Raw genomic sequence first — 24,650 nt, forward strand, 5'->3', positions numbered from 1 at the left:
AGCGTGCTACCCGGGTGTCAGGTTCCCTCAACCTTCGACGGGGCAGACGTGGCAAGGGTCACGCCGGGGCGGGGGTGGGGGCGACGCGCCGTGGGCGGGGCGGGGCGGGCCGTGGGGCGCTCGGGTGAGCCGGGGCGGGGGCCCGCCCGGTCAGGGGTAGCGCTCGGCGTGCAGCAGCAGTCGCAGGCAGGCCAGGCAGCGGGAGCGGGTGGGACCGATGGAGCCGCGCGGCATGCCGAGGCGTTCGGAGAGCTCGCGGTAGGTGGGCGGCGGATCCTCGGCCAGGGCGGCGATCAGCTGCGGGCAGCGGCCGGGCAGGGCGGCGACGGTCTCGCGGACCACGCGGCGGCGGAGTTCGGCGAGGAAGACGTCCTCGGCGGAGGGGACGGGCGGAAGGGGGGTGCACACACCGTGCATGACGGGCCCGGGCGGGGCCGGTTACGCCCGGACCGGGGCGCGCACGCGGGAGGGGCGTGACGGTCGGACCGTCACGCCCCTCGCACGCTGCTCCAGGGGTCGATCCCCGTTGCTCGGGGGATCAGCCCTGGGCCCACTCCTGCTGCCGCGCCAGGTCCGCCTTCACCTCGGCGAGCTGGACCGCGACGGCCGAGGGGGCGGTGCCGCCGCGCCCGTTGCGGGCGGCGATGGCGCCGTGCACGCTGAGCACCGTCCGGACCTCGGGGGTCAGGTGCTCGGAGATCGAGGCGAACTGCTCGTCCGTCAGGTCGGACAGTTCGATGCCCTGGGCCTCGCAGACCTTGACGCAGGCGCCGGCCACCTCGTGCGCGACCCGGAACGGCACGCCCTGCTTGACCAACCACTCGGCGATGTCGGTGGCGAGCGAGAAGCCGGCCGGGGCCAGCTCCTCCAGCCGCTCCCGGTGCACGGTGAGGGTGGCCATCATCCCGGTGAACGCGGGCAGCAGCACCTCCAGGGTGTCGCAGGAGTCGAAGACCGGCTCCTTGTCCTCCTGGAGGTCCCGGTTGTAGGCGAGCGGCAGCGCCTTGAGGGTGGCCAGCAGGCCGGTCAGGTTGCCGATCAGCCGGCCGGACTTGCCCCTGGCCAGCTCGGCGATGTCCGGGTTCTTCTTCTGCGGCATGATCGAGGAGCCGGTGGAGAAGGCGTCGTGCAGGGTGATGAAGCCGAACTCCTTGGTGTTCCAGATGATCACCTCCTCCGCGATCCGGGAGAGGTTGATGCCGATCATCGCGGTGACGAAGGCGAACTCGGCGACGAAGTCGCGCGAGGCGGTGCCGTCGATGGAGTTGCCGACCGAGCCGCCCTCGAAGCCGAGGTCGGCGGCGACGGCCTGCGGGTCGAGGCCGAGCGAGGAGCCGGCCAGCGCGCCGGAGCCGTACGGGGAGACGGCGGTGCGGGCGTCCCACTGGCGCAGCCGCTCGGCGTCCCGGCCGAGGGCCTGCACGTGCGCGAGGACGTGGTGGGCGAACAGCACCGGCTGGGCGTGCTGGAGGTGGGTGCGGCCCGGCATCGCGGTCTCGGGGTGCGCCTCGGCGAGGCCGACCAGGGCGTGCTGGAGGTCGAGCAGCAGGCCGCCGATGGTCCTGGCGTGGTCCCGCAGGTACATCCGGAACAGGGTGGCGATCTGGTCGTTGCGCGAGCGCCCGGCCCGCAGCTTGCCACCGAGATCGGCGCCGAGGCGCTCCAGCAGGCCGCGCTCCAGGGCGGTGTGGACGTCCTCGTCGGCGACGGTGCCGACGAAGGTGCCGGCCTGGACGTCGGCGAGCAGCTGGTCGAGCCCGGCCAGCATGCCGGCCAGTTCCTCGTCGGAGAGCAGTCCGGCCGTGTGCAGCACCCGGGCGTGGGCCTTGGAGCCGGCGATGTCGTAGGGGGCGAGGCGCCAGTCGAAGTGGACCGAGGCGGAGAGCTTGGCCAGCGCCTCGGACGGGCCGTCGGCGAAGCGCGCGCCCCAGAGGCGGACGTCGGAGGACTGCTGGGCGGTCATCGCGGTGGCTCCTTCACACATGTACGGTGGGTGGCATAAGTATGCATCACACCGTATGAAACACAAAACCCCGGTCGAAGCGGATCCTTCGACCGGGGTTCCGGGTGCCCGGTGCCTACTGGGCCTTGGCCTGGGCGAGTTGCATCAGGTGGTCGGCCAGCGCCTGGCCGCCGGCCGGGTCGCGGCTGATCAGCAGCACGGTGTCGTCCCCCGCGATGGTGCCGATGATCTCGAAAACCTCGGCCTGGTCGATCGCCGAGGCGAGGAACTGCGCGGCCCCGGGCGGGGTGCGCAGCACGACCAGGTTGCCGGAGGCCGTCGCGGAGACCATGAGCTCGCCGGCCAGCCGGGCCATCCGCCCCTCGCTGGCCGACTCCCCCATCGGGGCGCGCGGGGTGCGGTCGCCGCCCTCGGCGGGGACGGCGTAGATCAGCGCGCCGTCCCGGTTGCGGATCTTGACCGCGCCCAGCTCGTCCAGGTCCCGGGAGAGGGTGGCCTGGGTGACCACCAGTCCGTCGTCGGCGAGCAGCTTGGCGAGCTGGCTCTGCGAACGCACGGGCTGGCGGGTGAGCAGGTCCACGATCCGCCGGTGGCGCGCCGTGCGGGTCTGCGGGACCTGCGGCGTCGGGCCGGCGGCGGAGGGGCCGGAGCGGGGTTCGGTCATGTGATTATTCTCCCGGACGACGGTCAACTCGCATCGGCCGGGGCGCTCTCGCGCACCGTCCGGAGGATCTCCGGCAGCGCCGCGAGGAAGGCGTCCGCCTCCTGCTCGGTGAGTACCAGCGGCGGCGCCAGCCGTACGGCGTCCGGAACGGCCGCGTTCACCAGGAAGCCCGCCTGCTGGGCGACGGCCTGGACCTGCGCCGAGACCGGCCGGGTGAGCACGATGCCGAGCAGCAGACCGGCCCCGCGCACGTGCGAGACCAGCGGGTCGCCGATGGCCTCGACGCCGCGCCGCAGCCGGTCGCCGATCTTGCGGACGTGCTCCAGCAGGCCCTCGGACTCGATGGTGTCCAGCACCGCGAGCCCGGCCGCGGCGGCCACCGGGTTGCCGCCGAAGGTGGTGCCGTGCTGGCCCGGGGTGAGCAGCTCGGCGGCCGGGCCGAAGGCCAGCACCGCGCCCATCGGCAGGCCGCCGCCGAGCGCCTTGGCCAGGGTGACCACGTCCGGCTCGACGCCCTCGGCGGCCTGGTGGGCGTACCAGTACCCGGTGCGGCCGATACCGGTCTGGATCTCGTCCAGGACCAGCAGGGTGCCGGTGGCCCGGGTGATCTCGCGGGCGGCCCGGAGGTAGCCCTCGGGCAGCGGGATCGCGCCGTTCTCGCCCTGGATCGGCTCCAGGAAGACGGCGGCGGTTTCGGTGGTGACGGCCGCGCGCAGCGCCTCGACGTCGCCGAACGGGACGTGGGTGACGTCGCCGGGCAGCGGGAGGAACGGCGCCTGCTTGGCGGGCTGGCCGGTGAGCGCGAGGGCGCCCATCGTCCGGCCGTGGAAGCCGCCCTGGAGGGCGACCAGGTGGGTGCGGCCGGTGCGCCGGCTGATCTTGAAGGCGGCCTCGTTGGCCTCGGCGCCGGAGTTGCAGAAGAAGACCCGGCCACCCGGCCGGCCGTCCAGCTCCAGCAGCCGTTCGGCGAGGGCGATGGTCGGCTCGGCCATGAAGAGGTTGGAGACGTGGCCGAGGGTGGCGATCTGCCGGCTGACCGCCTCGACCACGGCCGGGTGGGCGGTGCCGAGGGCGTTGACGGCGATGCCGCCGAGCAGGTCGGTGTACTCCTTGCCGTCGGCGTCCCACAGCTTGACGCCCTCGCCGCGCACCAGCGGGATCCGGGGGGTGCCGTAGTTGTCGGTGAAGGCGTGCTGCCACCGGTCCTTCAGCTGGTCGTTCGCGGTCATGCCAGTCCCCCGGTCACGTTCGGTTCGTCGTCCGGCACGACCATCGTGCCGATGCCCTCGTCGGTGAAGATCTCCAGCAGCAGGCTGTGCTGCACCCGGCCGTCCAGCACGCGGGCGGTGCCCACGCCGGAGCGGACGGCCCGCAGGCAGCCCTCCATCTTGGGGAGCATGCCGCTGGCCAGGCTCGGCAGCAGGCCCTCCAGCTCGGTCGCGTTGAGCTGGCTGATCACGTCGTCGGAGTTCGGCCAGTCCTTGTACAGGCCCTCGACGTCGGTCAGCACGACCAGCATCTCGGCGCCGAGCGCGACCGCCAGGGCGGAGGCGGCGGTGTCGGCGTTGATGTTGTAGACGTGACCGTCGACGCCGCGGGCGATCGAGGAGATGACCGGGATCCGGCCATCCGCGATCAGCGCCTTCACCGCGCCGGCCTCGATGTTGACGATGTCGCCGACCAGGCCGATGTCGACCTGCTCGCCGTCCACCACCGCGTAGCGCTTGACCGCCGTCATGGTGTGGGCGTCCTCGCCGGTCATCCCGACGGCGAACGGGCCGTGCTCGTTCAGCAGGCCGACCAGCTCGCGCTGCACCTGGCCGGACAGCACCATCCGGACCACGTCCATGGTCTCGGGGGTGGTGACGCGCAGGCCGTTGGTGAAGTTGGACTCCAGGCCGAGCTTGTCCAGCTGGGCGCTGATCTGCGGGCCGCCGCCGTGCACCACCACCGGGTGCAGCCCGGCGTAGCGGAGGAAGACGACGTCCTGGGCGAAGGCCGCCTTGAGGCTCTCGTCGACCATGGCGTTGCCGCCGAACTTGATCACGATGGTCTTGCCGTGGAAGCGCTCCAGCCACGGCAGCGCCTCGATCAGCGTCATGGCCTTGGGCAACGCGGTGTTGTTGCGGGCCTGTTCGCCCTTGGGTGCGATCTGCACGGGTTTCCCTCGTCGATGGGGGTCCCCCGGCCGAAGGCTGGGGGAGGATGTCGCGGATCGGCTGCGGGTGCCGCGGCTCAGCTGGAGTAGGCGCTGTTCTCGTGGACGTAGTCGGCCGTCAGGTCGTTGGTCCACAGCGAGGCGCTCGCCGTACCGGCGTTGAGGTTCGCGGTGATGACGACGTCGCGGGCCTTCATGTCCACCAGCTCGCGGTCCTCGCCCACGCCGCCGTCCTTGCAGACCCAGACGCCGTTGATGGCCACGTCGAGCCGGTCGGGGTCGAAGGCGGCGCCGGTGGTGCCGATCGCGGACAGCACCCGGCCCCAGTTGGGGTCCTCGCCGTGGATGGCGCACTTGAGCAGGTTGTTGCGGCCGATCGTCCGGGCGACCTCGACGGCCTCGTCCTCGGTGGCGGCGCCGGTGACGTCGATCCGGATGTCCTTGCTGGCGCCCTCGGCGTCGCCGATCAGCTGGCGGGCCAGGTCGGCGCTGACGGTGCGGACGGCCTCGGCGAACTCGGCCGCGTCCGGGGTGATGCCGGTGGCGCCGGAGGCGAGCAGCAGCACGGTGTCGTTGGTCGACATGCAGCCGTCGGAGTCGATCCGGTCGAAGGTGGTGCGGGTGGCGCCGCGCAGCGCGGTGTCCAGGGCGGCGTCGTCCAGGTCGGCGTCGGTGGTGAGCACCACCAGCATGGTGGCCAGGCTCGGGGCGAGCATGCCCGCGCCCTTGGCCATGCCGCCGACCGTCCAGCCGGCCGGGCTGGTGATCTGGGCGGTCTTGTGCACGGTGTCGGTGGTCTTGATGGCGATCGCGGCGGCCTCGCCGCCCGTCGCGCTCAGCTCCCCGGCGGCCAGGGTGACGCCGGGCAGCAGCACGTCCATCGGCAGCCGGACGCCGATCAGGCCGGTGGAGGCGACGGCGACCTCGCCGGCGTTGAGCCCCAGCTCCGCGGCGACCCGCTCCGCGGTGGCGTGGGTGTCCTGGAACCCGGCCGGGCCGGTACAGGCGTTGGCGCCACCGGAGTTGAGGACGACGGCGGAGACCCGTCCGCCCTTGAGGACCTGCTGGGACCAGAGCACGGGCGCGGCCTTGACCCGGTTGCCGGTGAAGACCCCGGCCGCGGCGAGCGAGGGACCGTCGTTGACGACCAGGGCGAGGTCCGGGGTGCCGGAGGCCTTGATGCCCGCGGTCACGCCGGCGGCCCGGAAGCCCTTGGCGGCGGTCACGCCGGTGTTCGGGGTGGTCACGGTGCGACTCCGTTCAGGGGAAGGCCCAGCTCCTCGGGCAGGCCGAGGGCGATGTTCATGCTCTGCACCGCGCCACCCGCGGTGCCCTTGACGAGGTTGTCGATCGCGCTGATCGCGATGACCCGCCCGGCGGTGGCGTCCAGGGCGACCTGGATCAGGGCGGTGTTGGCGCCGTAGACGCTACTGGTCTGCGGCCACTGCCCCTCGGGCAGCAGGTGGACGAAGGGCTCGTCCGCGTACGCCCGGGCGTACGCGTCTCGCAGGCTCCCGGCACTCACGCCCGGCTTCGCCTTGGCGGAGCAGGTGGCCAGGATGCCGCGCGACATCGGGACGAGGGTGGGGGTGAAGGAGACCGTCACCGGCTCGCCGGCGACCGGGCTGAGGTTCTGCACCATCTCCGGGGTGTGCCGGTGCACGCCGCCGACGCCGTACGGGCTGACGCTGCCCATGACCTCGCTGCCGAGCAGGTGGGTCTTGGCGGCCTTGCCCGCGCCGGAGGTGCCGGAGGCGGCGACCACCACGGCCTCCGGCTCGACGAGCCCGGCCGCGTAGGCGGGGAACAGCGCCAGGGAGACCGCCGTCGGGTAGCAACCGGGCACGGCGATCCGGTTGCTGCCCTTCAACGCGTCGCGGTGGCCGGGGAGTTCGGGCAGACCGTAGGGCCAGGTACCGGCGTGGGCGGAGCCGTAGAACTGCTCCCAGTCGGTGGCGGCCCTGAGCCGGAAGTCGGCTCCACAGTCGATCACCAGGACGTTCTGGCCGAGCGCCTCGGCGACGGCGGCGGACTGGCCGTGCGGCAGCGCCAGGAACACCACGTCGTGGTCGGCCAGCACCTCGGGAGTGGTGGGCTCGAGCACGCGGTCGGCCAGCGGGACCAGGTGCGGCTGCAGCGCGCCCAGCGCGGTGCCCGCGTTCGAGCCGCCGGTCAGCGCCCCGATCTCCACCTCCGGGTGGCCGAGCAGCAGGCGCAGCACCTCACCGCCCGCGTACCCGCTCGCGCCGGCGACGGCGACTCGCAATGCCATGGCGTTCCTCCTTTGTCGTGGCATGAATATACGCGCGAAGGAAAAGTCATGCAAGGCTGGGTAACGGGATCGCGATGGCTCTGGCGGTGGCGATCGCGTTGGTGATCGCGGGGCAACCGTTGTCGCCCGGCTCCCGGAGCGGAGAGCGCCGCTGAACTGCCGCGCGGGTTACCGCTTGACCGCCCGCAGCACCACGAACTTGGGGTTCCCGGCGACGACTTGGCAGTTGCCGAACAGCTTGCGCAGCTTGACGTGGTAGCCCAGGTGGCGGTTGCCGACCACCCACAGCTCACCGCCGGGCCGCAGCGCCCGCCGGGCACCGGTGAACATCCGCCAGGCGGTGGCGTCGGTGGTGGCCTGGTGGGTGTGGAACGGCGGGTTGTTGAGCACCAGGTCCACCGAGCCGGGGGCGAACACCGCCGGGTCGAGCGCGTCCGCGGTGCGGAACTCGGCCGGGGCGTCCGGGCCCAGGTTGGTGCGGAAGGTCTCCTCGGCCGAGGCCACCGCCTGGTGGGACTCGTCCACGAACACCAGCTCCGCGCCCGGCCCGGCGAGCGCCGCCGCCGTACCGACCACGCCGTTGCCGCAACCGAGGTCGACCACCCGGTCGCCGGGGGCCGGGGTCGGCAGGTGGGTCAGGAAGAAGCGGGTGCCGATGTCGAGCCGCTCCGCGCAGAAGGTGCCCGCGTGGTTGACCACGGTACGGCCGGCGGCGACGCCGATGTCCGGAGGCAGCGCGTAGCGGTGCGGCCACGGGTTGGGACCGGGGTCGAGCGCCGGGTCGGGGGTGCAGAAGATCAGCCGGGCCTTGCGGACGGCGAGCGAGGTGCGGGTCGGGCCGAGAACCCTCTCGAACAGCTGGAGGGTGGAGGTGTGGATCTCGGTCACCATCCCGGTGCCGATCACCACGGTGCCGGGGTGGACCGCCGGGGCGAGCCGGTGCAGCTGGTCCTCCAGCAGGGCCAGGCTCTTGGGCACCCGCACCAGCAGGACGTCGATCCGCTCCGGCGGGGTGTCCCGCGTGGTGCGCAGGCGGGTCTCGTCGACGGCGGCGCCGGCCCGGGCGAGGTTCTCCCGGGTGGCCTGCCGGCCGAGGTGGGAGTCGCTGATCTGGACCGGCTGGTACGGCGCCAGCGCGGTGGCCAGCGCGCCCCAGCGGTCGCCGAGGACGGCGATCCGGCGGCCGGCCAGCTCGGTGGCGGCGCCGCCGGCGCTGTCGGCAGCGCCGGCGAGGTGTCGCAGCAGGTACTCGTCGGCTGCGTCCCAGGCCCGCAGCCGCTCGCGCGGGTCCACCGGGAAGCGGGTGAGGTCGAGGGTGCCCCAGGGGGTCTCGAAGGTGGTAGCTGACGGTGACGAGGCGGGCGTGGTCTGCGGATTCATCGTGTTCTCAGGCTATCCGAAGGTCCCCCGGGGAACGGTTTCGGCAGATACTGGAAGGGCCCGACCGAGAGGGGTGAGGGCGATGGACTGGAAACTCGAAGTCGTGGTGGTCCCGGTGGCCGATGTGGACCGCGCGAAGCTCTTCTACGAGGAGCAGGCCGGCTTCACCGTGGACCACGACACCCGGCTGCGGGACGGGGTCCGAGTGGTCCAGCTGACTCCGCCCGGCTCGCGCTGCTCGATCGTGGTGGGCACCGGGGTGATCGAATCCCCGCCCGGCTCGGTGAAGGGCCTCCAGCTGGTCGTCCCGGACATCGAGAAGGCACACGCGGAGCTCGCGGCGCGCGGCGTGGCCGTCAGCCCCGTCCAGCACTTCGTCGCGGGGGCCCGGGTGAACGGGCACGGCGAGGCCTGGAACAACTTCGTGTTCTTCAACGATCCGGACGGCAACGGCTGGGCGGTCCAGGAGGTCCCGTCCGCCGCTTAGGGCCCGTCCGGCGCTCGGAGCCCGTCCGGCGGCTTCGGTAGGCTCGCGGGATGGCTGAGGACGAGGGAAGCGTGCGGGTCGACGTCTGGGTCTGGTCGGTCCGGCTGGCCAAGACCCGTTCGCTGGCGGCGGCCGCCTGCAAGGCCGGGCACGTCCGGGTGAACGGCGAGCGGGCCAAGCCCGCCCAGCCGCTCAGGGCCGGGGACGAGGTCCGGGTCCGCGAGGAGGGCTACGAGCGGGTGGTCGTGGTGCGCAAGCCGATCCGCAAGCGGGTCGGCGCCCAGGTCGCGGCGGAGTGCCTGACCGACAACAGCCCCCCGCGACCGCCGCGCGAGTTCACCCCGACCGCCTTCGAGCGGGACCGCGGCGCCGGGCGCCCGACCAAGCGGGAGCGCCGCGACCTGGACCAGCTGCGCGGCCGGTAGCGGCCGTCGGCCCTGGGCTACGCCGCGGTGTCGGTGAGCACCCTGGCCAGGAAGGCGTCGAGGTTGCCCACCGTACGGGCGACCTGCTGCTCCAACGGCAGCGACTCGTCCGGCCTGGTCACCGCGGCGGACTTCTTCAGTCCGCGGACGTAGAGCGAGCAGGCGAGGTCGGCGCAGATGTACGTGCCGACGGTGTTGCCCTCGCGCCCGGACGCCCCGGCCCGGCGGGCGGCCAGCAGCGCGACGCCCGACCCGGCGTGTGCGGTGATGCACAGCGAGCAGACGTTGGTCTTGGTCAGGCTGCGCCGGACCATCGGCGAGCGCAGCGTCACGCCGACCGGCTCGCCGCCGTACGGCGCCACCAGGTACGCCCGGTCGGGCGCGCCCTGGTCCCGCCAGCCGAGGAAGTCCAGGTCCCCCCAGGGAAGTTCGGCCAGGCCCCGGGGCAGCGTGAGTCGACGGGCCTCGCCCTTGGAGCAGTTGACGAAGGACGCGCGGATCTCGGGGTCGCTGAGGGGTTCCATGACGCGGAAGCTAACACCGCCCGCCGTGCCCTGTCGCGTCAATTCCGCCCGGTCCGTACCGGGTGCGCGGCCTGGAGGGCGAGCCGCCGCGGGGCGTCCTCGCCGATCCGGGTGAGCAGGTCGTCCAGGGCGAGGAAGGCCTCCCAGCGCTCCCGGCCGGTGGCGGCGGCGAGCCGGTCGACCACCCGGTCCTCCAGGTCGCGGACGCGCTTGTCCTTCCAGGCCTTGTCAGCCAGGCTCACCAGCAGGTCCTCGGTGGTGGTGTCGGGCTCGGTCCAGCTCGCGTGGGTACGGGCGAAGCGGGCCAGCGGCTCGGGGACGCCGTGCGCCAACAGCAGGGCGTGGCCCGCCGGTTCGTGGGCAGAGCCGGGCGTCGAGAGCTCCTCCGGGTGGACCACCTTGCCGATGTCGTGGGTGGCGGCGCCGAACCGGACGGCCTCCTGGTCGAGGACCAGTCCCTCGGCGGCGCAGAACCCGGCGATCCGCTCGGCGACCTGGTGCACCAACGCGAGGTGGGCGACCAGTCGGGGCGGGGCCTCGACGGCCCGCAGCAGCTCGGCGGCCCCGGCGGGCAGGGGCGGCAGTTCGGTGGTCACGCCGCAGGGTACTCGCCGGGGTGATGGGTTGTCAGTGCCCGTACGTAGTCTGCGGTGGTCGGTCCCGGCACAGGAGGGAGGTGCCGGGACCGGCCACCCCGTCACGGCTTGACGGTGGCGCCGGGCCGCGTCACGGCTTGAGCGGCTTGAGCGCGACGCCCGCGTAGGCGGAGACGTCCTGCCAGCCCTCGGGCAGTTCGGTGGTGCGGATGTGGCCCGCGGTGGGGCGCCAGAGCGGGAGTTGGACGAGACCGGGGCCGACGAACTCGAAGTCGCCGAAGAAGGGTTCGACGCCGGCCCGGGGCCGCAGCACCAGCGGGGCACTGGCGCTCTTGTAGATCCGGGTGCCCTCGGCGGCGCTCTCCCGGGAGGCGAAGTCCGGGCTGCCGTGGGAGAGGATCAGGGCGCTGCCGGGGGCGAGCGCGTCGCGCAGGGTGCGGACGATCCGCTGGGCGCCTTCCTCGTCCCGGATGAAGTGCAGGACGGCGACGAGCATCAGCGCGACGGGCTGGGAGAGGTCGACGGCGCCGCCGAGCTCGGGGTGGCGCAGGATCGCCTCGGGGTCGCGCAGGTCGGCCTCGATGACCGAGGTGCGCCCGGCGGGGCGGCCGGCCAGCAGGGCGCGGGCGTGGGTGGCGACGATCGGGTCGTTGTCGACGTAGACCACCCGGGCGTCCGGGGCGACCCGCTGGGCGACCTCGTTGGTGGAGCCGACGGCCGGGATGCCGGTGCCGATGTCGACGAACTGGCGGATCCCCCGGCCCGCGGCGAACTCGACGGCCCGGCCGAGGAACTGCCGGTTGGTGCGGGCCAGCAGTGGCAGTGCCGGGTAGGCGGCTATCGCGGCCTGGGCGGCCTTGCGGTCGGCCTCGAAGTTGTCCTTGCCGCCCAGGTAGTAGTCGTACATCCGGGCGGTGTGCGGGATGCCGGTGTCGAGCTCGCTCGGCGGCTGCCAGTCATCGGCCCTGGCCCACTCCCAGCCGGTGCGGGCGTCCTGGTCGACGGCCGCGGTGTCCTCGTGCATCATGTTCCGCCCCCAATGCGCAATGCCGGAAGGTGCCTACTGCCCCGTAACACGCGGTGCGCCGTGATCGTATCCAAGGACCCGCCGTGGAAACAGCGGGAGTTCAGGTTTACGCAAGACCCGGACAGCGGAGTGTGTGCACGTCAAACGCGGTAGCGGAGGGCGGCCCCGGGCGGCGGCTCCGGATCGCCGGGCGGGGCCGTCCTCTCTATGCTGGCTGCCGATGACTGCCGACCGCCGCACCGTACTGCGCACCGCCGCCAAGCTGGCCGCCCTGTCAGCCGCGGGAGGGCTCCTCACCTCCTGCGACAACGGCACGCCCCGCCGGGCCGACACCGGGGCGCTCGCCGCGCACCCCGGCAGCGTCGACCCCCAGCACCTCACCGACCCGGCTTGGAACGGCGGTGAGGGGCCCGCCTCCCCGGCCCCGCCCACCCCGACCGGGCCGCAGCCCGACGCCGGGCCGACCCCGGCCGCCGCCGCGACCCCGACCCCGCCCGTACTGACGCCACTGGCGGGCGGCACCCCGTTCGAGGTGGTGCACGGGCCGCGCTCCGGCAAGAACGTGGCGCTCACCTGCCACGGCAGCGGCGACCCGAAGCTCGCCACCGCCCTGTTGGAGGCCGCCGAGCAGCGCGGCGTCAAGCTGACCGTGATGGCGGTCGGCAGCTGGCTGGACCAGCAGCCGCAGATGGCCCGGCGGATCCTGGACAGCGGCCACGAGCTGGGCAACCACACCCAGAACCACCTCAACATCTCCGCCATGACGCCGGACCAGGCCCGCGCCGAGATCGCCCAGTGCGCCGACCGGCTGCGGCAGCTGACCGGCTCGATCGGCCGCTGGTTCCGCCCGTCCGCCGCGCAGTACGCCACCTCGATGGTGGGCGATCAGGCCAAGGCCGTCGGCTACGAGCACGTGCTGTCCTTCGACGTCGACCCGCGCGACTACAACGACCCGAGCGCCGCCGAGCTGCAGCGCCGGGTGCTGAACGCGGTGCGCGGCGGCTCGGTGGTGGCCCTGCACATGGGCCACCAGTGCACCATCGACGCGCTCCCGGCGATCCTGGACGGGCTGGCGAAGGCGGGGCTCAAGCCGGTCACCGCCAGCCAGCTGTGCGCCTGAGCGGCAGGGCAGCAGACCGGCCGAACCGCAGGGCGCCTGAGCGGCAGGGCAGCAGACCGGCCGAACCGCAGGGCGCCTGAGCGCCTGAGCGCCTGACCGGATCCGCCGGTCAGACCATCGGGTCGTCGTCCTTGTACGGGCGCAGCCGCAGCGTCCGGGCGTCCGCCGCGCGGATCTCGCCGGCCCGGGCGACCAGCTCCTCCAGGTCGTCCCGCCCCGCGTGGATGAACCGCCCGTGCAGCGCGTCGAAGCGGCCGCGGGCGGCGTCCACGGTGACCGCGACCATGTACGGGATCGAGCCCCACTCCTTCATGTCCCGGAACATCGGCATCCCCGCGGTCATGTCGGTGGCCACCGCACCGGGGCTGATGTCCAGCACCACGACGTCGTGCCGGGCCAGCGAGTCCGCCATGTTGTCGGAGAGCTGGAGCAGCGCGCCCTTGGAGGTCGCGTACGCGGTGTAGTCGCCGTCCGGGCGCAGCGCGAAACCGGAGTTGAGGTTGACCACCCGGCCGTGGCGGCGGGCGACCATGCCGGGCAGCACGCAGCGCAGCAGGTTGTAGGGGCCGCGCAGGTTGGTCTCGATCACCTGCCACCACTGGTTGGGGTCGGTCTCCCACAGCGGCACCTCGGCGCGGTCGACCAGGCCGGCGTTGTTCACCAGCAGGTCGATCGGGCCGAGGTCGCGCTCGACCAGCCGGACGGCCTCGCGCACCGAGCCGGGGCGGCAGACGTCGGCGGTGACGGCGACGCCCCGGGAGCCGTGCCTGACGCACTCCTTGAGGGTCTCGGTCAGCGTCTCGTGGGTGCGGCCGACCAGTCCGACGGCCATGCCCTCGGCGGCCAGGCCGATGGCGATCTCCCGGCCGATGCCCCGGCCGCCGCCGGTGACCAGCGCGACCTGTCCTGTGAGCGATCCCGTCGGCACCGCGTGCTCCCTTCCGGTCCCCGGCCCCCGTCTGCGGCATTCTGTCGGGCGGCGCCCGGCGGCGGGTCCGGGCACACGCGCGGGCGGCGCGGCCTCACCCGTACGGGGGGCCTTTCGGACTGGCACCCTGCCGGGGAGGGGGTGACCTACTGGCCGGTACGGAGTAGTAACGTCGTCGGGGCGGTGACCGGTGCACCCATTCCGGTACACCGACCCGTTGACCAGCAGCTCGCTGGGCCACCAGTTCGCTGGGCGACCCCCAGCACCACCGAAGGGCAACTGAGTGAGTGACATCGCGCGCGTCGGAGTAGTCGGCTGCGGCCTGATGGGGTCGGGCATCGCCGAGGTCTTCGCCCGGGCCGGGCTGGACGTCATGGTGTCGGAGGCCAGCGGTGAGGCGCTGGAGTTCGGGCGCACCCGGCTGACCAACTCCCTGGAGACGGCGGTCAAGCGCGGCAAGCTGACCCCCGAGCTGCGGGACGAGGCGATGGCCCGGCTGTCCTTCACCACCGACCTGTCCGACTTCGCCGACCGCGACCTGGTGGTCGAAGCGGTCGCCGAGCGCGAGGACGTCAAGGTCCAGATCTTCCAGACGCTGGACCAGGTGGTCGAGCGCCGGGACGCCATCCTGGCCTCCAACACCTCCTCGATCCCGATCGTGAAGCTGGCCGCCGCCACCTCCCGCCCGGAGCAGGTCATCGGCCTGCACTTCTTCAACCCGGCGCCGGTGCAGAAGCTGGTCGAGGTCATCCCGACCCTGACCACCTCGGCGACCACCACCGAGCGGGTCGAGGCCTTCGCCACCCAGGTGCTCGCCAAGGAGCCGATCCGCGCCCGCGACCGGGCCGGCTTCGTGGTCAACGCGCTGCTCGTGCCGTACCTGCTGTCCGCGGTGCGGATGTTCGAGTCGGGCGTGGCCACCGCCTCGGACATCGACAAGGGCATGGAGGCCGGCTGCGCCCACCCGATGGGCCCGCTGCGGCTGTGCGACCTGATCGGCCTGGACACCATCGTGTCGATCGCCGAGTCGATGTACGACGAGTACAAGGAGCCGCTGTACGCCGCTCCCCCGCTGCTGTCCCGGATGGTCGACGCCGGGCTGCTGGGCCGCAAGTCCGGCCGCGGCTTCTACGACTACACCGCGAGCGCCTGACCTGCACTAATGCCGCCCGGCAGCCTGCTGCCAACGGCGGCGAAGCGACCCGGTCGACGAGCTGTCAGCTCCGACCGGCTTGCCTCTGCCGACCGTCGGTGCCCTGGGTGGCCTCGCTGGCGCTGCTGCGGCCGTGTACGCGGCACTCCACCCCTGACACCACCGCGCCCCCGCCCGGCCACGTGCCTGCCGGGCGGGGGCGCTTCGTCGTGCTCTCAGCCTGCGGCCTTGTCGTACTCGGCGGCCTGGTCCGGCGTCAGTGCTTTGGCGACGCGCACGAGCACCGTGCCGTGGACGTAGTCGTACTCGGCGAAGATCGGCTGCGCCTTGCCGATGGCCTCGATGTAGGCGGCACGGGCCTTGGCGTCCTCAGGGTTGGCGAAGGTTTCGATGGTGGCGCCGCGGTCGGCGCCTGACGCGTTGGCGTCTTCGATGCGGCTGTCAGTGATGACAGTTGCGCTCGTGTATTGGTGGGGCCGGCCCAGCAGCTTGTTCGGGTCGTCGGCTGCGGTGATGTCCGTGGTGCTCTTGGCGGTCGGGATCGCCTTCTTGATCTTGGCGGCGATGGTGGCAGCGTCCGGGGCGGCGGGCGGGGCTTCCTTCGGGCTCGCGGGCGCGGCTGCGGTACCGGCTGCGGGTGCCGTCGCCGGGGCCGTGCTGCCGTTGGTCGTAATGCTGCTGGAGCAGGCGGCGGTTGCGGCGAGGAGGCTGGCGGTGAGGAGGGTGAGGGTGGTGCGGCGCATGGTCCCCCCTGGGACGTGGTGCGGGTGGTGAGGGGGACCGTATCGGCGCGACTGTACCGTCTGGGGACGGTTTGGCCGAGCTGTGACCAAGCGGGTCAGGCCGCGACGTCGCCGTCGAGGTGGGCCTTGGCCGCGTCGAGGCTGGCTTGCCAGGTCTGCGCGTAGCAGGCCGCAGTGCGGGCTTCTTCCCAGATGGGGTGTGCGCGCAGGGCCAGGGCTGCGGTGACGTATGTGTCCCGGGCTGCGTCCACGTCTCCGCCGGCCTCGCCGGTGGTGGTCATCGCCCGGTCGGCCTCCAACGCGGCAGCGTGGAGTGGTAGCAGGTCATCCGGAACAAGAGATCGATCAGCAGACTCCCGTAGGCTCGGCCCATGCCCATTCGCTCTGTGGTGTTCGACATCGGCGAAACGTTGACCAGCGATACCCGCTACTGGGGTGATTGGGCCCGCTGGCTGGGCGCCCCCACGCACACAATGTCGGCCCTGGTCGGGTCGGTACTTGCTCAGGGCCGTGACAACGCAGACGCCATCCGCATCATCCGGCCTGGCGTGGACGTGGCCGCAGAGTGGCGGGCCCGGCAGGAAGCTGGCCAGGGGGACCACCTTGAGGAGTCGGACCTCTACTCGGACGTTCGCCCGGCTCTGGCCCGGCTCCAGGAAGCTGGGCTGTGGGTGGGGATCGCAGGAAACCAGAACTCCGGGGTCAGCGCCCTGCTACGCGGCCTCGGCCTGCCGGCCGACGCCGTCGCCACGTCCGGTGAATGGGGCGTCTCCAAGCCGAGCGCCCGGTTCTTCGAGCGGGTCATCGAGTGGGCACCAGGGCGGCCAGACGAGATCGTGTACGTCGGCGACCACCCGGCAAACGACGTCGTACCTGCGCTGACCGCCGGGCTCCGCGCTGCACACCTTCGCCGCGGCCCAATCGGCCTCACCTCCAGCGCGCCGGATGCGGACTGGACTGTGAACTCGCTGATCGAGCTGGCCGACCTGCTGGTCGGCGACTAGCAGGACCCGCCCGGCGGCGTGGCCACCGGGGCGACTTCGCCCAGCGCACGTACGGCGCCGGTACCGTCCCGAGTGCGACCACGGAACGGAGCCCAGAGCATGCCCGGAACGACTGCTGTCGCACTCGGTCAGCGAATCGAAACTGCCCGCCTCGCTGCTGGGTTGACTCGGCGTCGGCTGGAGGAGCTGTCCGGCGTCTCGTACAGCACGATCCGCAAGGTCGAGGGCAGCGAACGGTCACCAGGTGACGGGGTTCTGGATGCGTTGGCCCGCGCCCTGGGCCGCACCCCGGAGGATCTCCTGGGGGGCCCTGGTCGTACCGACAGCAGGGTGCACGAGGCCATCCCCGAGCTGCAGCGCGTGATCGCCACCTACGACCTGCCCGACGACGGCCGGGTCCGTCCGCTGGAGCAACTTGCGGCCGATGTCGATCGGGCGGTCGAGGACCGCGTGCAGTCGCAGTACGCGCACCTCGCCGAGCAGATGCCGCAGCTACTCGGCGAGTTGTTCCGTGCTGTCGACCAGGCCCGGGGCATTGAGCGCGAACAGGCCGCCCGTCTCCTCGCGCTGGCCGTGAGGTCGGCGGACGCGGTGGCCTACAAGTACGGCTACGGCGACCTCTCGGCCCGGCTGGTCGAGCTGATGAGGTGGGCAGCCTCGATCGCCGCCGACCCAGCCCTCGAAGCTGCCGCGGCGTACGTCCGCATGGAGATCTACTTCTCCGCCGACCGGCTCGGTCCCGGCCTTCGTTCGCTCCGGGCCGCCGTCGATCGAATGCCGACGCCGACGACGGAGCCGCTCGCTGCGGCTGCTGCCGCCCTGCACATGCGCGCGGCGGTCGCGGCCGGCCGGATGCGACTCTCGGACGAGGCGCGTGAGCATCTGCGGGATGCGGAGGCGCTTGCACAGCGGGTGCGGGAGCGGCTCTACGACGGCACCGCAGTAGGGCCGGACAGCCTGGAGATCCACCGGTTGTCGGTGGCAGTGGAGCTGGGCGAGCCGCAAGATCTTCGGGAGGCGGTAGACGCGGCGGGCCGTTGGGCGCCTCCGCAGTATCTGCCAGCGGAACGTAGGAGTCACTACTACATCGACCTCGGGCGAGCCCAGATGCTCCTTGGACGTCCGCAGCACGCGAAGGAATCATTGCTGGTCGCGCGGCGAATCGCGCCGCAGCACGTCCGTGAGCATGGCCAAGTTCGGGCCGAGTTGGCGACGATGGTCAGGCTGTCGCGCGGCCGGGACGAGCAGCTACTTCAGTTCGCTCGGTGGGCCAAGGCCGTCTGATGAAGTGCCACAGGTTGTGGCACTTTCGGGGGTAGCCGCCGGGGACGCTTAGGAGCATGACAGCGACACCAACCCCGGAGATTGTCGAATCGGGGTCGATAAGCCCCACTCGACTTCATGGGGAGGCGTGCATTATCTGCGGGTCGCCCGAGCTGCCGATGGTCAGGGCCGGTCACGTCTACACGTCGACCGGCGAGACGACGGCGCCGCTCGCTGGCCGGTGCCCCCCGGCGTGCCTGGAGGGCGAGTCGTGACGGCCGTCGTCAGCTGGCCACCATCGTCGGACAGCATCGTGATCACGCTCATTGTCCGCCCCGCCGGCCGGTACGTCAGCGCGGAGTGCCTGTTCCGCGCCCACCACGGGTGCCCGGGTGGCATCCGCGACGAGGCCCGCGTCGCCGTCCTGACCTGCCTCTGCCTCGCCACCGGCTGCGCGTGCGGCCGACATCTACCGGGAGGTACCACGTGAGTACTGCCGATCTCGTGAACATCGACCCGCGCGGCCGCCTCCGGTCGCCCCGCAGGCCCGCCCAGCACCACGCTGACGCGGCGACTGCCCGTATGCGGTTTGACGAGCACCGTAGCGCCGCCGGCCAGTGCGTGCGCTGCGACACCCTGTGGCCCTGTGCCGTCGCGACGGACGCGCTGAGTCAACCGTTCCATGACGCTGCAGGAGACGGGGCATGAACCTCGATGGCACTCTGACGGTTGCGGTGGACGGCCACCTGGAGCGCGTCACCCAGCCTGCGCTGCAGGCCCTGGACACGCTATGGCAAGTGGTGGGCTCGCTCCCGATGGACGAGCGTCAACGTCGCGCGATGGAGCGGATGTTCGGCTCTGGCCGCGCGGACGACCTTGAGCGCTGGATGGGCGGTGACGCGGTCACGGATGTGCCGATCGCCCTGGCCGACGGCCACACGGCCATCGTCCGGGTGAGTCACGGCGACGGGCTGACCCACGCCCAGCGGGTCGCCGACCGGTACACCATCGAGGAGCTGCCGACCGCCCGCCCCGGCCAGCATCGGTGGGGGATTCGCGACGCCGGGACCGGCTGGCTGGTGCATGCCGGTACCGGCGGCCGGCCACTCGAGTTCTCGGTTCGGGACACCGCTGACGCCTGGATCCGCGCGCGGGTGAACCTCGCCGGGTACCGCAGTCTTCCGCTAAAACCGGCTGGCGCGTGACCTCCGCTGGCGGGACCCCGGCCGTGATGACGAAGGGCACGTGCGTGGGCTGCGGGGCCGAGGTGTACGGGCGCCTGGTGGCCACGGTGGACGAGCGCAGGGAGTTGGTCGACGGCCACAGGGGCTGTCCGGGCCGCGCACGAGGAGTACGTCCACGCCGCCATTCCCGCTGAACGCCAGCGGTCGTCGGCACGGGAGGGCGACGATGGTTGGTCCCCGATTCCGATCTGGAGAGGACGCCATGAGCGGTGTTGTCCCGTATGACCGGCAGGGCCGTTGGCCCGGTCGCCGTCGGGGAGCTGCGTCTCCGACGGAGAAGCGCCACCCCCAGTTCCCGCCGTCGGCCGAGGTGCTGGCGGCGCTAGAGGAGGAGGACGAGATGCACGACGACGGACAGAACCCGGCATCGGGAGGGTCCGGAGGGATCGGGGGGCCGAAGGCGCCCCCGGCTGGCCCGAACACCCCGCCGCCGCCGACCCCGCCGCCGACGGAGTAGCACCGACTCCTGGCCGGCCGTAGTGCCCAGGTGCCGCTGCCCGCGGCGGCTCGCCATGGCTGGCCGTACAGGCCGGGGACGCCCTGCATGAGGCCGCAGGCACAGCAGCCGTCCGGGGAGAATCCATAGAGTCTGGTGCTGCGTAGAGCCAGGGTAGAGGTCCACTGGTTCAAGCAGAGGCACAGTACGTCTCAGTACGTCAAAGAACATCTATGCAGGTCAGAGCCATTTTCTGGGCCAGCATCAACCCGGCAGCCCTTCCACCCGCACCATCGCCCACACGGAAGCCATGTACGACGAGTACAAGGAGCCGCTGTACGCCGCTCCCCCGCTGCTGTCCCGGATGGTCGACGCCGGGCTGCTGGGCCGCAAGTCCGGCCGCGGCTTCTACGACTACACCGCGAGCGCCTGAGCCTCGACGGAAGGGGCGCGCGCGCCCGTACCGGCCTCCGGTACGGGCGCGCCCCTTTGCGACTGCCTGACGGACCGCGCTACTTGACCCCGGCCTGCGCGCAGGCCTCCGCGTACTGCTGGGTGCAGATGTCGGACGCCTTGTAGAGCCCGCCGCCGACGACCGTGGCCTCCACCTTCGACTTGGTCACCACGATCGGGGTGAGCAGCAGCGAGGGGATCTTCAGCCCGCCGCTGTCGGTGAGTGTGGAGGCGGTCGTGCTGATGTCCATGCCCTCGGCCAGCTGGACGGCGATGCTGCCCGCCGCATCGGTCTCGGGCTTGTACGGCTTGTAGATGGTGTACGCCTGCTCGCCCGTGAGCACCCGGCGGACCGCGTCGAGGGAGGCGTCCTGGCCGCCGACCGGCACGTTCTTGATGCCGGCTGCCTTCAGGGCCTCGATGACGGCGGCGGCCATGCCGTCGTTCGCGACGTAGACGGCCTGGATGCCGTTCTTCCCGAGGCTCTGGATGGCCTCGTTCGTCTTCTCCGTGGCCACGTCCGGCTTCCACTCGCCGGACTGCTCGAAGGCGATCTTGACCCGGCCGTCCAGTGCCAGGTGCGCGCCCGCCTTGAACTGCGCCGCGTTGGGGTCGGATTCGGCGCCGTCGATCATCACGACGTTGGCCGAGGAGGCCTTCGGGCCGAGCGCGTCGAGCAGGGACTGGCCCTGGAGCTGACCGGTCTGCTGGTTGTCGAAGGAGACGTACGCGGCGACCTTGCCCTGGGCCAGCCGGTCGTAGGCGACGACCTTCACGCCCTTGGCGTTGGCGGCGTCCACCCACGGGGCGGTGAGCTTGGCGTCGACCGGGTCGAGCAGGATGACCTTCACGCCCTTGGCGAGCATGTCGTCGAACTGCTTCTTCTGAGCGGTGGCGTCGCCGCCCGCGTTGGCGTAGCTCACCGTGCACTTGGCGCAGAGGCCGGTCACCGTCTGCTCGATCAGGGGCTTGTCGAACGCGTCGTACCGGGTGGAGGACGTGCTCTCCGGCAGCAGCAGACCGATGCCCTCGCCACCTCCGCCCCCACCTCCGCCCCCGCCTCCGCCGGCCGCCGGCGTCTGGCCCGCCACCGTCTGGCCGCAGGCCGTGAGGGCGAGTGCGAGCGACACGGCGGCTGTGCCCGTGGCCGCGAGACGCATGGGTCTGATCATGATCGGTGGTGCCTCCTGTACGGCGCCGCAACCCTGCGGCAGGGGACGGAGTCAAGCGCCACCGTGCGAATGCGTCAATGCGGGAGGGATCGTTCGTTATGCCCCTGCTCGATTCGTTATGGGATGAACAGGACTTTCACAGTTCCTTGGGTTGTTCGCGGGGGGGGACCGAATGCCGAGATGGCGGGAGACCCGGGGAACGGGCTCCCGCCACCGCGCCGACCTCGGCGTCAGCTGTTGATGCTGTAACTGTCGCCGTAGACCTTCCACTTGAGCGGCGGGTTGAGGTCGAAGTTCTTGGCGTTGAGGAACACCGACTGCTCGGTGTCGACCCGGCTGGTGTCGGAGTGCGCCTCCTCCTTCTTCATGACCACCTTGCGGGCGTCCAGGAAGGCCTTGAGGTAGGTGGCCTCGTCGCCGCCCTGGGCGGGCGTCCTGGCCTTCTTCATGGCGGCCGCGCGGATGCCGCCGAAGCTGTCCGAGCTGTCGCCGGGGCCGTGCATCACGATGGCGTCGTAGTAGGCGAACTGGCCGAGCGCGCGCAGACCGTCGGCCTTGGCCTGGTTGACGGCGGGGTTGAAGTACACCCGGTCGCGCTCGTCGTTCTGGGCCTGCTGGAAGACCGGGTCCTTGGCGGCGGTGGCCCAGTCCTTGACGAACGGGGTGCCGAGGCCGGAGTGCGAGGCGCTGCCGTTGACCTTCTTCAGCGCGGGCAGGTACTTGGCGAGGACGTTGCCGGGCTTGAGGTCGGCGTAGTGCTGGACCAGGTCCAGCATGTCGCCGGTGCCGGAACAGAACCCGATGATGCCGGCGGTGTAGCCGCGGCCGTCACCGATGTCCTCGATGTACTTGTACTGGGCCTTCCAGTCCAGCGAGGAGTTCTCGGCACTGGACACCAGCTGCATCGCGATGTCCTTCTTGTGCGGGTCGTCGAGGCCGACGCCCTTGAGCTGGACGGACGTTGCGGGCGCGGGCGCGGCCTGGGCGGCCGAGGTGGCCGCGACGGTCAGGGGCGCGGCCACCAGGGCGGCGGCGAGGGCTATGCGGAGGGTGCGACGGGGCTGAGGACGCATGGGGACGCTCCGGTTCCTCGTAGGTTAGGAAACCTTCCTAACGAGAAGGAAACGCCCAGGAACCCCGGTCCCGCAAGGGTTTTGACAATGCGACTTCAAGGAGCTGCGAACGGTGCAGGTCAGACCGCCCGGCGGCGCACCCACCAGACCGCCGCCGCGCACAGGGCCACGGCGAGCAGGGTCGTCCAGCCGAACTCGATCCACTGGAACGGCCAGAACCGGTCGGCCGGTTGGTACACCTCGTGCATGGTGTAGCCGCCGTCGTGCACAAGGGACTGCAGACGGTCGTAATCACCGCCGAGGTGGTAGAACTCGGACTCGGAGAGCCGGTTCCCCGCCGGGTCGGAGTACCAGACGCTCAGCACCCAACGGTCGTCCGTCGCCAGCGACGTGATGGCGCGCACCGGCTCGTCCAGCGGGGTCATGTAGTGCGAGCGCACGGCCTGGGCGAGGAACGGCAGGGCGACCGAGGCCACCAGGCCGAGGCCCACCGCGAACACGGTGCGACGCAGCACCGCGCCGGCCAGCGCCGCGACCCCGAAGGCCACCAGCACCCGGCCGATCAGCACTGGCGGCGCCTCCACGAAGAGGTCCGGGTGGAACTGTCCGCCCATGAGCTCCAGCGGCACGCTCCACCAGCGCAGCACCAGCCCGAACAACGCCGCCACCACGGCCAGCACCGCGCCGCCCAGCACCAGGCCGCCCGCCGTCCAGCGGGTCCGTCCGGCCCCCTGGGTCCAGGCGAAGCGCACCGTGCCGTGCTCGAACTCCCGCGCCAGCAGCGGGCCGCCGAGGAACGCGCCGAAGACACCGCCGAGGACGTAGGCGACGCTGCCGAGCATCGGCATGCTGTCGGCGTACTGGCGCAGGAACCGCTTGAACGTCGCCGCACAGGCGGCGGTGGCCGGGTCGCAGGAGCCCGCGCCGGTGCGGTCCAGGCCGTCGTGCAGGTACCAGCCGTGCGCCAGCAGGACGAGCGAGATCACGCCCATCACGGCCAGCAGGGTCAGCAGCGCCGGCCGGTGGCGCAGCCCGGCGGCCCGCAGGACGGCGGAGCGGGGCGGGGCGAGGGCGATCGAGCTCACGACAGTACCTTCTGGTTCGTCCGGACGGCCCCGCGCGGGCCGGGCAGGGCGGAGGCGTTCGGCTCGCGCAGGTAGGCGAGCACCAACTCCTCCAGGCCGACGCGCTGTTGGCACCAGCCGCCGGACACCGGCGCGTCCAGTCCGCCGGTGCGCACCAGCAGGTGGGACTGGCTGCCGGCCCGGCGGTCGCGGACCACCGGCAGGCGCTCGGCGACGGCGTCGGCCTCGGCGGTCGGGCCGGTGAGCATCCGGTGGTCGGCGATCAGGTCGTCCACCTCCCCCGTCACCTGCACCCGGCCGCCGGCCAGCACCACCAGGTAGTCGCAGCTCTGCTCCAGCTCGTTGACGGCGTGCGAGGAGAACAGCACCGAGAGGCCGTCCTCGGCCACCGCCGTGAGCAGCACGGACATGAAGTCGTGCCGGGCGAGCGGGTCGAGCGCGGCCAACGGCTCGTCCAGGAGCAGCAGCTCGGGCCGCTTGGCGAGGGCCAGGGCGAGCGAGACCTGGGCCTGCTGGCCGCCGGAGAGCCGGCCGTACTTGCGGTCCAGCGGGATGCCGAGGCCGTCCAGATGGGTGCGCGCCCGGGTCTCGTCCCAGCGCCGGTTGAGGTGGCGGCCCATCGCGAGCAGGTCGCGTACGGGCAGGCCGGGGTAGAGCGCGGCGTTCTGGGCGACGAAGCCGATCCGGTCCAGGGCCTTCGGCGAGCCCGGGAGTTGGTCACCGAGGACGGTCATCGCGCCCTCGCTGGGCAGGGTGAGACCGGCGGCCAGGCTGAGCAGGGTGGTCTTGCCGGCGCCGTTCGGGCCGACCAGGGCCACCACGTGCCCGGCCGGGACGGCGAGGTGGCAGTCCCGCAGGGCCCAGGAGCGCCGGTAGCGCTTGCCGATGCCGCCGCAGTCGATCACGGTGTCGGTCGTCATCACGCCACCACCCCGTCGCGCCCGTCGCGCCCCTCGCGCAGGTCGCGCAGCGCGTCCTCGAACACCGCGACCATCCCCCCTTCGTCCAGCCCGGCGGACCGCGCCGAGCGCATCCAGTCCAGCAAGCCCCGCCGCAGCACGGCCCGTTCGCGCAGCGGCACCACTCCGGCGGGCAGTCCGCGCACGAAGGTGCCCTGACCGCGCCGACCGGCCGCCAGGCCGCGGTGTTCCAGCTCCCGGTAGGCCTTGAGCACGGTGTTGGGGTTGATCGCCAGCCCGGCGACCACCTCGCGCACCCGGGGCAACCGGTCCCCCTCCGCCAACCAGCCCATCCGCAAGGCCTGTTCGACCTGCTGCACGAGTTGCAGGTAGGTCGGGACGCCGGAGGCCGGGTCCAGGCGGAACTCGATGGGCGAGGGCTGGTCTTCAGCTTTATCTACTTCCATAGGTAAAGAGATAAAGGATCGCGTGATGAGCCGTCAAGTCGGAGAGGGCGGGGAAGGGCCGGCGAGGGCCGGGAAGGAACGCCGAAGGGCCCCACCCCCGCCTCGCGGCAGGGG

26 protein-coding genes and 1 pseudogene are annotated in these 24,650 nt (G+C 72.2%); 8 read left to right on the plus strand and 19 right to left on the minus strand.

All coding sequences use genetic code 11. The features are described 5' to 3' along the window. Positions 1-150 precede the first annotated feature (150 nt). The 8 genes from ACZ7BZ_RS18800 to ACZ7BZ_RS18835 form a co-directional block, all read right to left on the minus strand. A complete protein-coding gene (locus tag ACZ7BZ_RS18800) occupies positions 151-408 on the minus strand; it encodes a sigma-70 RNA polymerase sigma factor region 4 domain-containing protein (protein ID WP_380462189.1) in 258 nt (85 codons plus the stop codon). A gap of 130 nt (positions 409-538) precedes the next feature. Continuing rightward, positions 539-1,963 (minus strand): argininosuccinate lyase, encoded by a 1,425-nt coding sequence (gene argH, locus ACZ7BZ_RS18805; RefSeq protein WP_470359244.1) that lies wholly within the window; start codon positions 1,961-1,963, stop codon positions 539-541. A 115-nt stretch (positions 1,964-2,078) separates the two neighbouring features. Further along, a complete protein-coding gene (locus ACZ7BZ_RS18810) occupies positions 2,079-2,627 on the minus strand; it encodes an arginine repressor (protein ID WP_470359245.1) in 549 nt (182 codons plus the stop codon). Between the two features lie 23 nt (positions 2,628-2,650). Continuing rightward, a complete protein-coding gene (locus ACZ7BZ_RS18815) occupies positions 2,651-3,856 on the minus strand; it encodes an acetylornithine transaminase (RefSeq protein WP_470359246.1) in 1,206 nt (401 codons plus the stop codon). After that, complete coding sequence (gene argB, locus ACZ7BZ_RS18820; protein WP_380462194.1) at positions 3,853-4,728, minus strand: acetylglutamate kinase; 876 nt, start codon at positions 4,726-4,728, stop codon at positions 3,853-3,855. Before argB ends, ACZ7BZ_RS18815 begins: the two co-directional genes overlap by 4 nt. Positions 4,729-4,862: 134 nt before the next feature. After that, on the minus strand, positions 4,863-6,011 hold the full coding sequence (gene argJ / locus ACZ7BZ_RS18825; RefSeq protein ID WP_470359320.1) for a bifunctional glutamate N-acetyltransferase/amino-acid acetyltransferase ArgJ: 1,149 nt from the start codon (positions 6,009-6,011) through the stop codon (positions 4,863-4,865). Positions 6,012-6,028: 17 nt separating this feature from the next. Beyond that, positions 6,029-7,057, minus strand: coding sequence for an N-acetyl-gamma-glutamyl-phosphate reductase (argC, locus tag ACZ7BZ_RS18830; protein ID WP_470359247.1), 1,029 nt, complete (start codon positions 7,055-7,057; stop codon positions 6,029-6,031). A gap of 168 nt (positions 7,058-7,225) precedes the next feature. Further along, positions 7,226-8,437, minus strand: coding sequence for a methyltransferase (locus tag ACZ7BZ_RS18835; protein ID WP_470359248.1), 1,212 nt, complete (start codon positions 8,435-8,437; stop codon positions 7,226-7,228). Between the two features lie 82 nt (positions 8,438-8,519). Between ACZ7BZ_RS18835 and ACZ7BZ_RS18840 the strand changes: the two genes are divergently transcribed. Next, the gene (locus ACZ7BZ_RS18840; protein ID WP_380462183.1) at positions 8,520-8,924 is read left to right on the plus strand and encodes a VOC family protein; all 405 of its coding nucleotides are present in this window, start codon (positions 8,520-8,522) and stop codon (positions 8,922-8,924) included. Positions 8,925-8,974: 50 nt separating this feature from the next. Beyond that, positions 8,975-9,349 carry an RNA-binding S4 domain-containing protein gene (locus ACZ7BZ_RS18845; protein ID WP_380462182.1) on the plus strand — a complete coding sequence of 125 codons (375 nt, stop codon included), beginning with the start codon at positions 8,975-8,977 and terminating at the stop codon, positions 9,347-9,349. Between the two features lie 17 nt (positions 9,350-9,366). Here the strand turns inward: ACZ7BZ_RS18845 and ACZ7BZ_RS18850 are convergent, their stop codons facing one another. The 3 genes from ACZ7BZ_RS18850 to ACZ7BZ_RS18860 form a co-directional block, all read right to left on the minus strand. Beyond that, positions 9,367-9,873: an FBP domain-containing protein gene (locus ACZ7BZ_RS18850; RefSeq protein WP_470359249.1), complete on the minus strand. Its 507-nt coding sequence runs from the start codon at positions 9,871-9,873 to the stop codon at positions 9,367-9,369. Positions 9,874-9,911: 38 nt separating this feature from the next. Next, on the minus strand, positions 9,912-10,469 hold the full coding sequence (locus ACZ7BZ_RS18855) for an HD domain-containing protein (RefSeq protein ID WP_470359250.1): 558 nt from the start codon (positions 10,467-10,469) through the stop codon (positions 9,912-9,914). Positions 10,470-10,599: 130 nt separating this feature from the next. Further along, positions 10,600-11,496: an SAM-dependent methyltransferase gene (locus ACZ7BZ_RS18860; RefSeq protein ID WP_470359251.1), complete on the minus strand. Its 897-nt coding sequence runs from the start codon at positions 11,494-11,496 to the stop codon at positions 10,600-10,602. Positions 11,497-11,716: 220 nt separating this feature from the next. On the opposite strand from ACZ7BZ_RS18860, the gene ACZ7BZ_RS18865 reads away from it, so the two are divergent. Next, complete coding sequence (locus ACZ7BZ_RS18865) at positions 11,717-12,616, plus strand: polysaccharide deacetylase family protein (protein WP_470359252.1); 900 nt, start codon at positions 11,717-11,719, stop codon at positions 12,614-12,616. A gap of 109 nt (positions 12,617-12,725) precedes the next feature. Here the strand turns inward: ACZ7BZ_RS18865 and ACZ7BZ_RS18870 are convergent, their stop codons facing one another. Continuing rightward, the gene (locus ACZ7BZ_RS18870; RefSeq protein ID WP_470359253.1) at positions 12,726-13,544 is read right to left on the minus strand and encodes an SDR family NAD(P)-dependent oxidoreductase; all 819 of its coding nucleotides are present in this window, start codon (positions 13,542-13,544) and stop codon (positions 12,726-12,728) included. Between the two features lie 283 nt (positions 13,545-13,827). Between ACZ7BZ_RS18870 and ACZ7BZ_RS18875 the strand changes: the two genes are divergently transcribed. Then, on the plus strand, positions 13,828-14,697 hold the full coding sequence (locus tag ACZ7BZ_RS18875; protein WP_380462176.1) for a 3-hydroxybutyryl-CoA dehydrogenase: 870 nt from the start codon (positions 13,828-13,830) through the stop codon (positions 14,695-14,697). A 215-nt stretch (positions 14,698-14,912) separates the two neighbouring features. Here ACZ7BZ_RS18875 and ACZ7BZ_RS18880 read toward each other — a convergent pair whose 3' ends face one another. Together ACZ7BZ_RS18880 and ACZ7BZ_RS18885 are read right to left on the minus strand one after the other, a co-directional pair. Continuing rightward, complete coding sequence (locus tag ACZ7BZ_RS18880; RefSeq protein ID WP_470359254.1) at positions 14,913-15,440, minus strand: hypothetical protein; 528 nt, start codon at positions 15,438-15,440, stop codon at positions 14,913-14,915. 95 nt (positions 15,441-15,535) lie between these two features. After that, complete coding sequence (locus tag ACZ7BZ_RS18885; RefSeq protein ID WP_470359255.1) at positions 15,536-15,721, minus strand: hypothetical protein; 186 nt, start codon at positions 15,719-15,721, stop codon at positions 15,536-15,538. 90 nt (positions 15,722-15,811) lie between these two features. Between ACZ7BZ_RS18885 and ACZ7BZ_RS18890 the strand changes: the two genes are divergently transcribed. The 4 genes and pseudogenes from ACZ7BZ_RS18890 to ACZ7BZ_RS18905 form a co-directional block, all read left to right on the plus strand. Further along, the gene (locus ACZ7BZ_RS18890; protein ID WP_470359256.1) at positions 15,812-16,444 is read left to right on the plus strand and encodes an HAD family hydrolase; all 633 of its coding nucleotides are present in this window, start codon (positions 15,812-15,814) and stop codon (positions 16,442-16,444) included. A gap of 99 nt (positions 16,445-16,543) precedes the next feature. Further along, positions 16,544-17,728, plus strand: coding sequence for a helix-turn-helix domain-containing protein (locus ACZ7BZ_RS18895; protein WP_470359257.1), 1,185 nt, complete (start codon positions 16,544-16,546; stop codon positions 17,726-17,728). 683 nt (positions 17,729-18,411) lie between these two features. After that, entirely contained in the window at positions 18,412-18,912 is a 501-nt protein-coding gene (locus ACZ7BZ_RS18900) for a hypothetical protein (protein WP_470359258.1), read from the plus strand. A 782-nt stretch (positions 18,913-19,694) separates the two neighbouring features. Further along, a pseudogene (locus ACZ7BZ_RS18905) lies at positions 19,695-19,820 on the plus strand (3-hydroxyacyl-CoA dehydrogenase family protein); the annotation flags it as partial. 79 nt (positions 19,821-19,899) lie between these two features. Here the strand turns inward: ACZ7BZ_RS18905 and ACZ7BZ_RS18910 are convergent. The 5 genes from ACZ7BZ_RS18910 to ACZ7BZ_RS18930 all read right to left on the minus strand — a co-directional run bounded on the left by ACZ7BZ_RS18910 (position 19,900) and on the right by ACZ7BZ_RS18930 (position 24,536). Next, a complete protein-coding gene (locus ACZ7BZ_RS18910; RefSeq protein ID WP_470359259.1) occupies positions 19,900-21,000 on the minus strand; it encodes a sugar ABC transporter substrate-binding protein in 1,101 nt (366 codons plus the stop codon). A gap of 242 nt (positions 21,001-21,242) precedes the next feature. Beyond that, positions 21,243-22,085, minus strand: coding sequence for a chitosanase (locus tag ACZ7BZ_RS18915; protein WP_470359260.1), 843 nt, complete (start codon positions 22,083-22,085; stop codon positions 21,243-21,245). Between the two features lie 119 nt (positions 22,086-22,204). Then, complete coding sequence (locus tag ACZ7BZ_RS18920; RefSeq protein WP_470359261.1) at positions 22,205-23,170, minus strand: hypothetical protein; 966 nt, start codon at positions 23,168-23,170, stop codon at positions 22,205-22,207. Next, positions 23,167-24,090: an ATP-binding cassette domain-containing protein gene (locus tag ACZ7BZ_RS18925; RefSeq protein ID WP_470359262.1), complete on the minus strand. Its 924-nt coding sequence runs from the start codon at positions 24,088-24,090 to the stop codon at positions 23,167-23,169. Before ACZ7BZ_RS18925 ends, ACZ7BZ_RS18920 begins: the two co-directional genes overlap by 4 nt. After that, on the minus strand, positions 24,090-24,536 hold the full coding sequence (locus tag ACZ7BZ_RS18930; RefSeq protein WP_470359263.1) for a GntR family transcriptional regulator: 447 nt from the start codon (positions 24,534-24,536) through the stop codon (positions 24,090-24,092). Before ACZ7BZ_RS18930 ends, ACZ7BZ_RS18925 begins: the two co-directional genes overlap by 1 nt. Positions 24,537-24,650: the final 114 nt, after the last annotated feature.

Source organism: Kitasatospora sp. NPDC036934 (genome assembly GCF_055608425.1).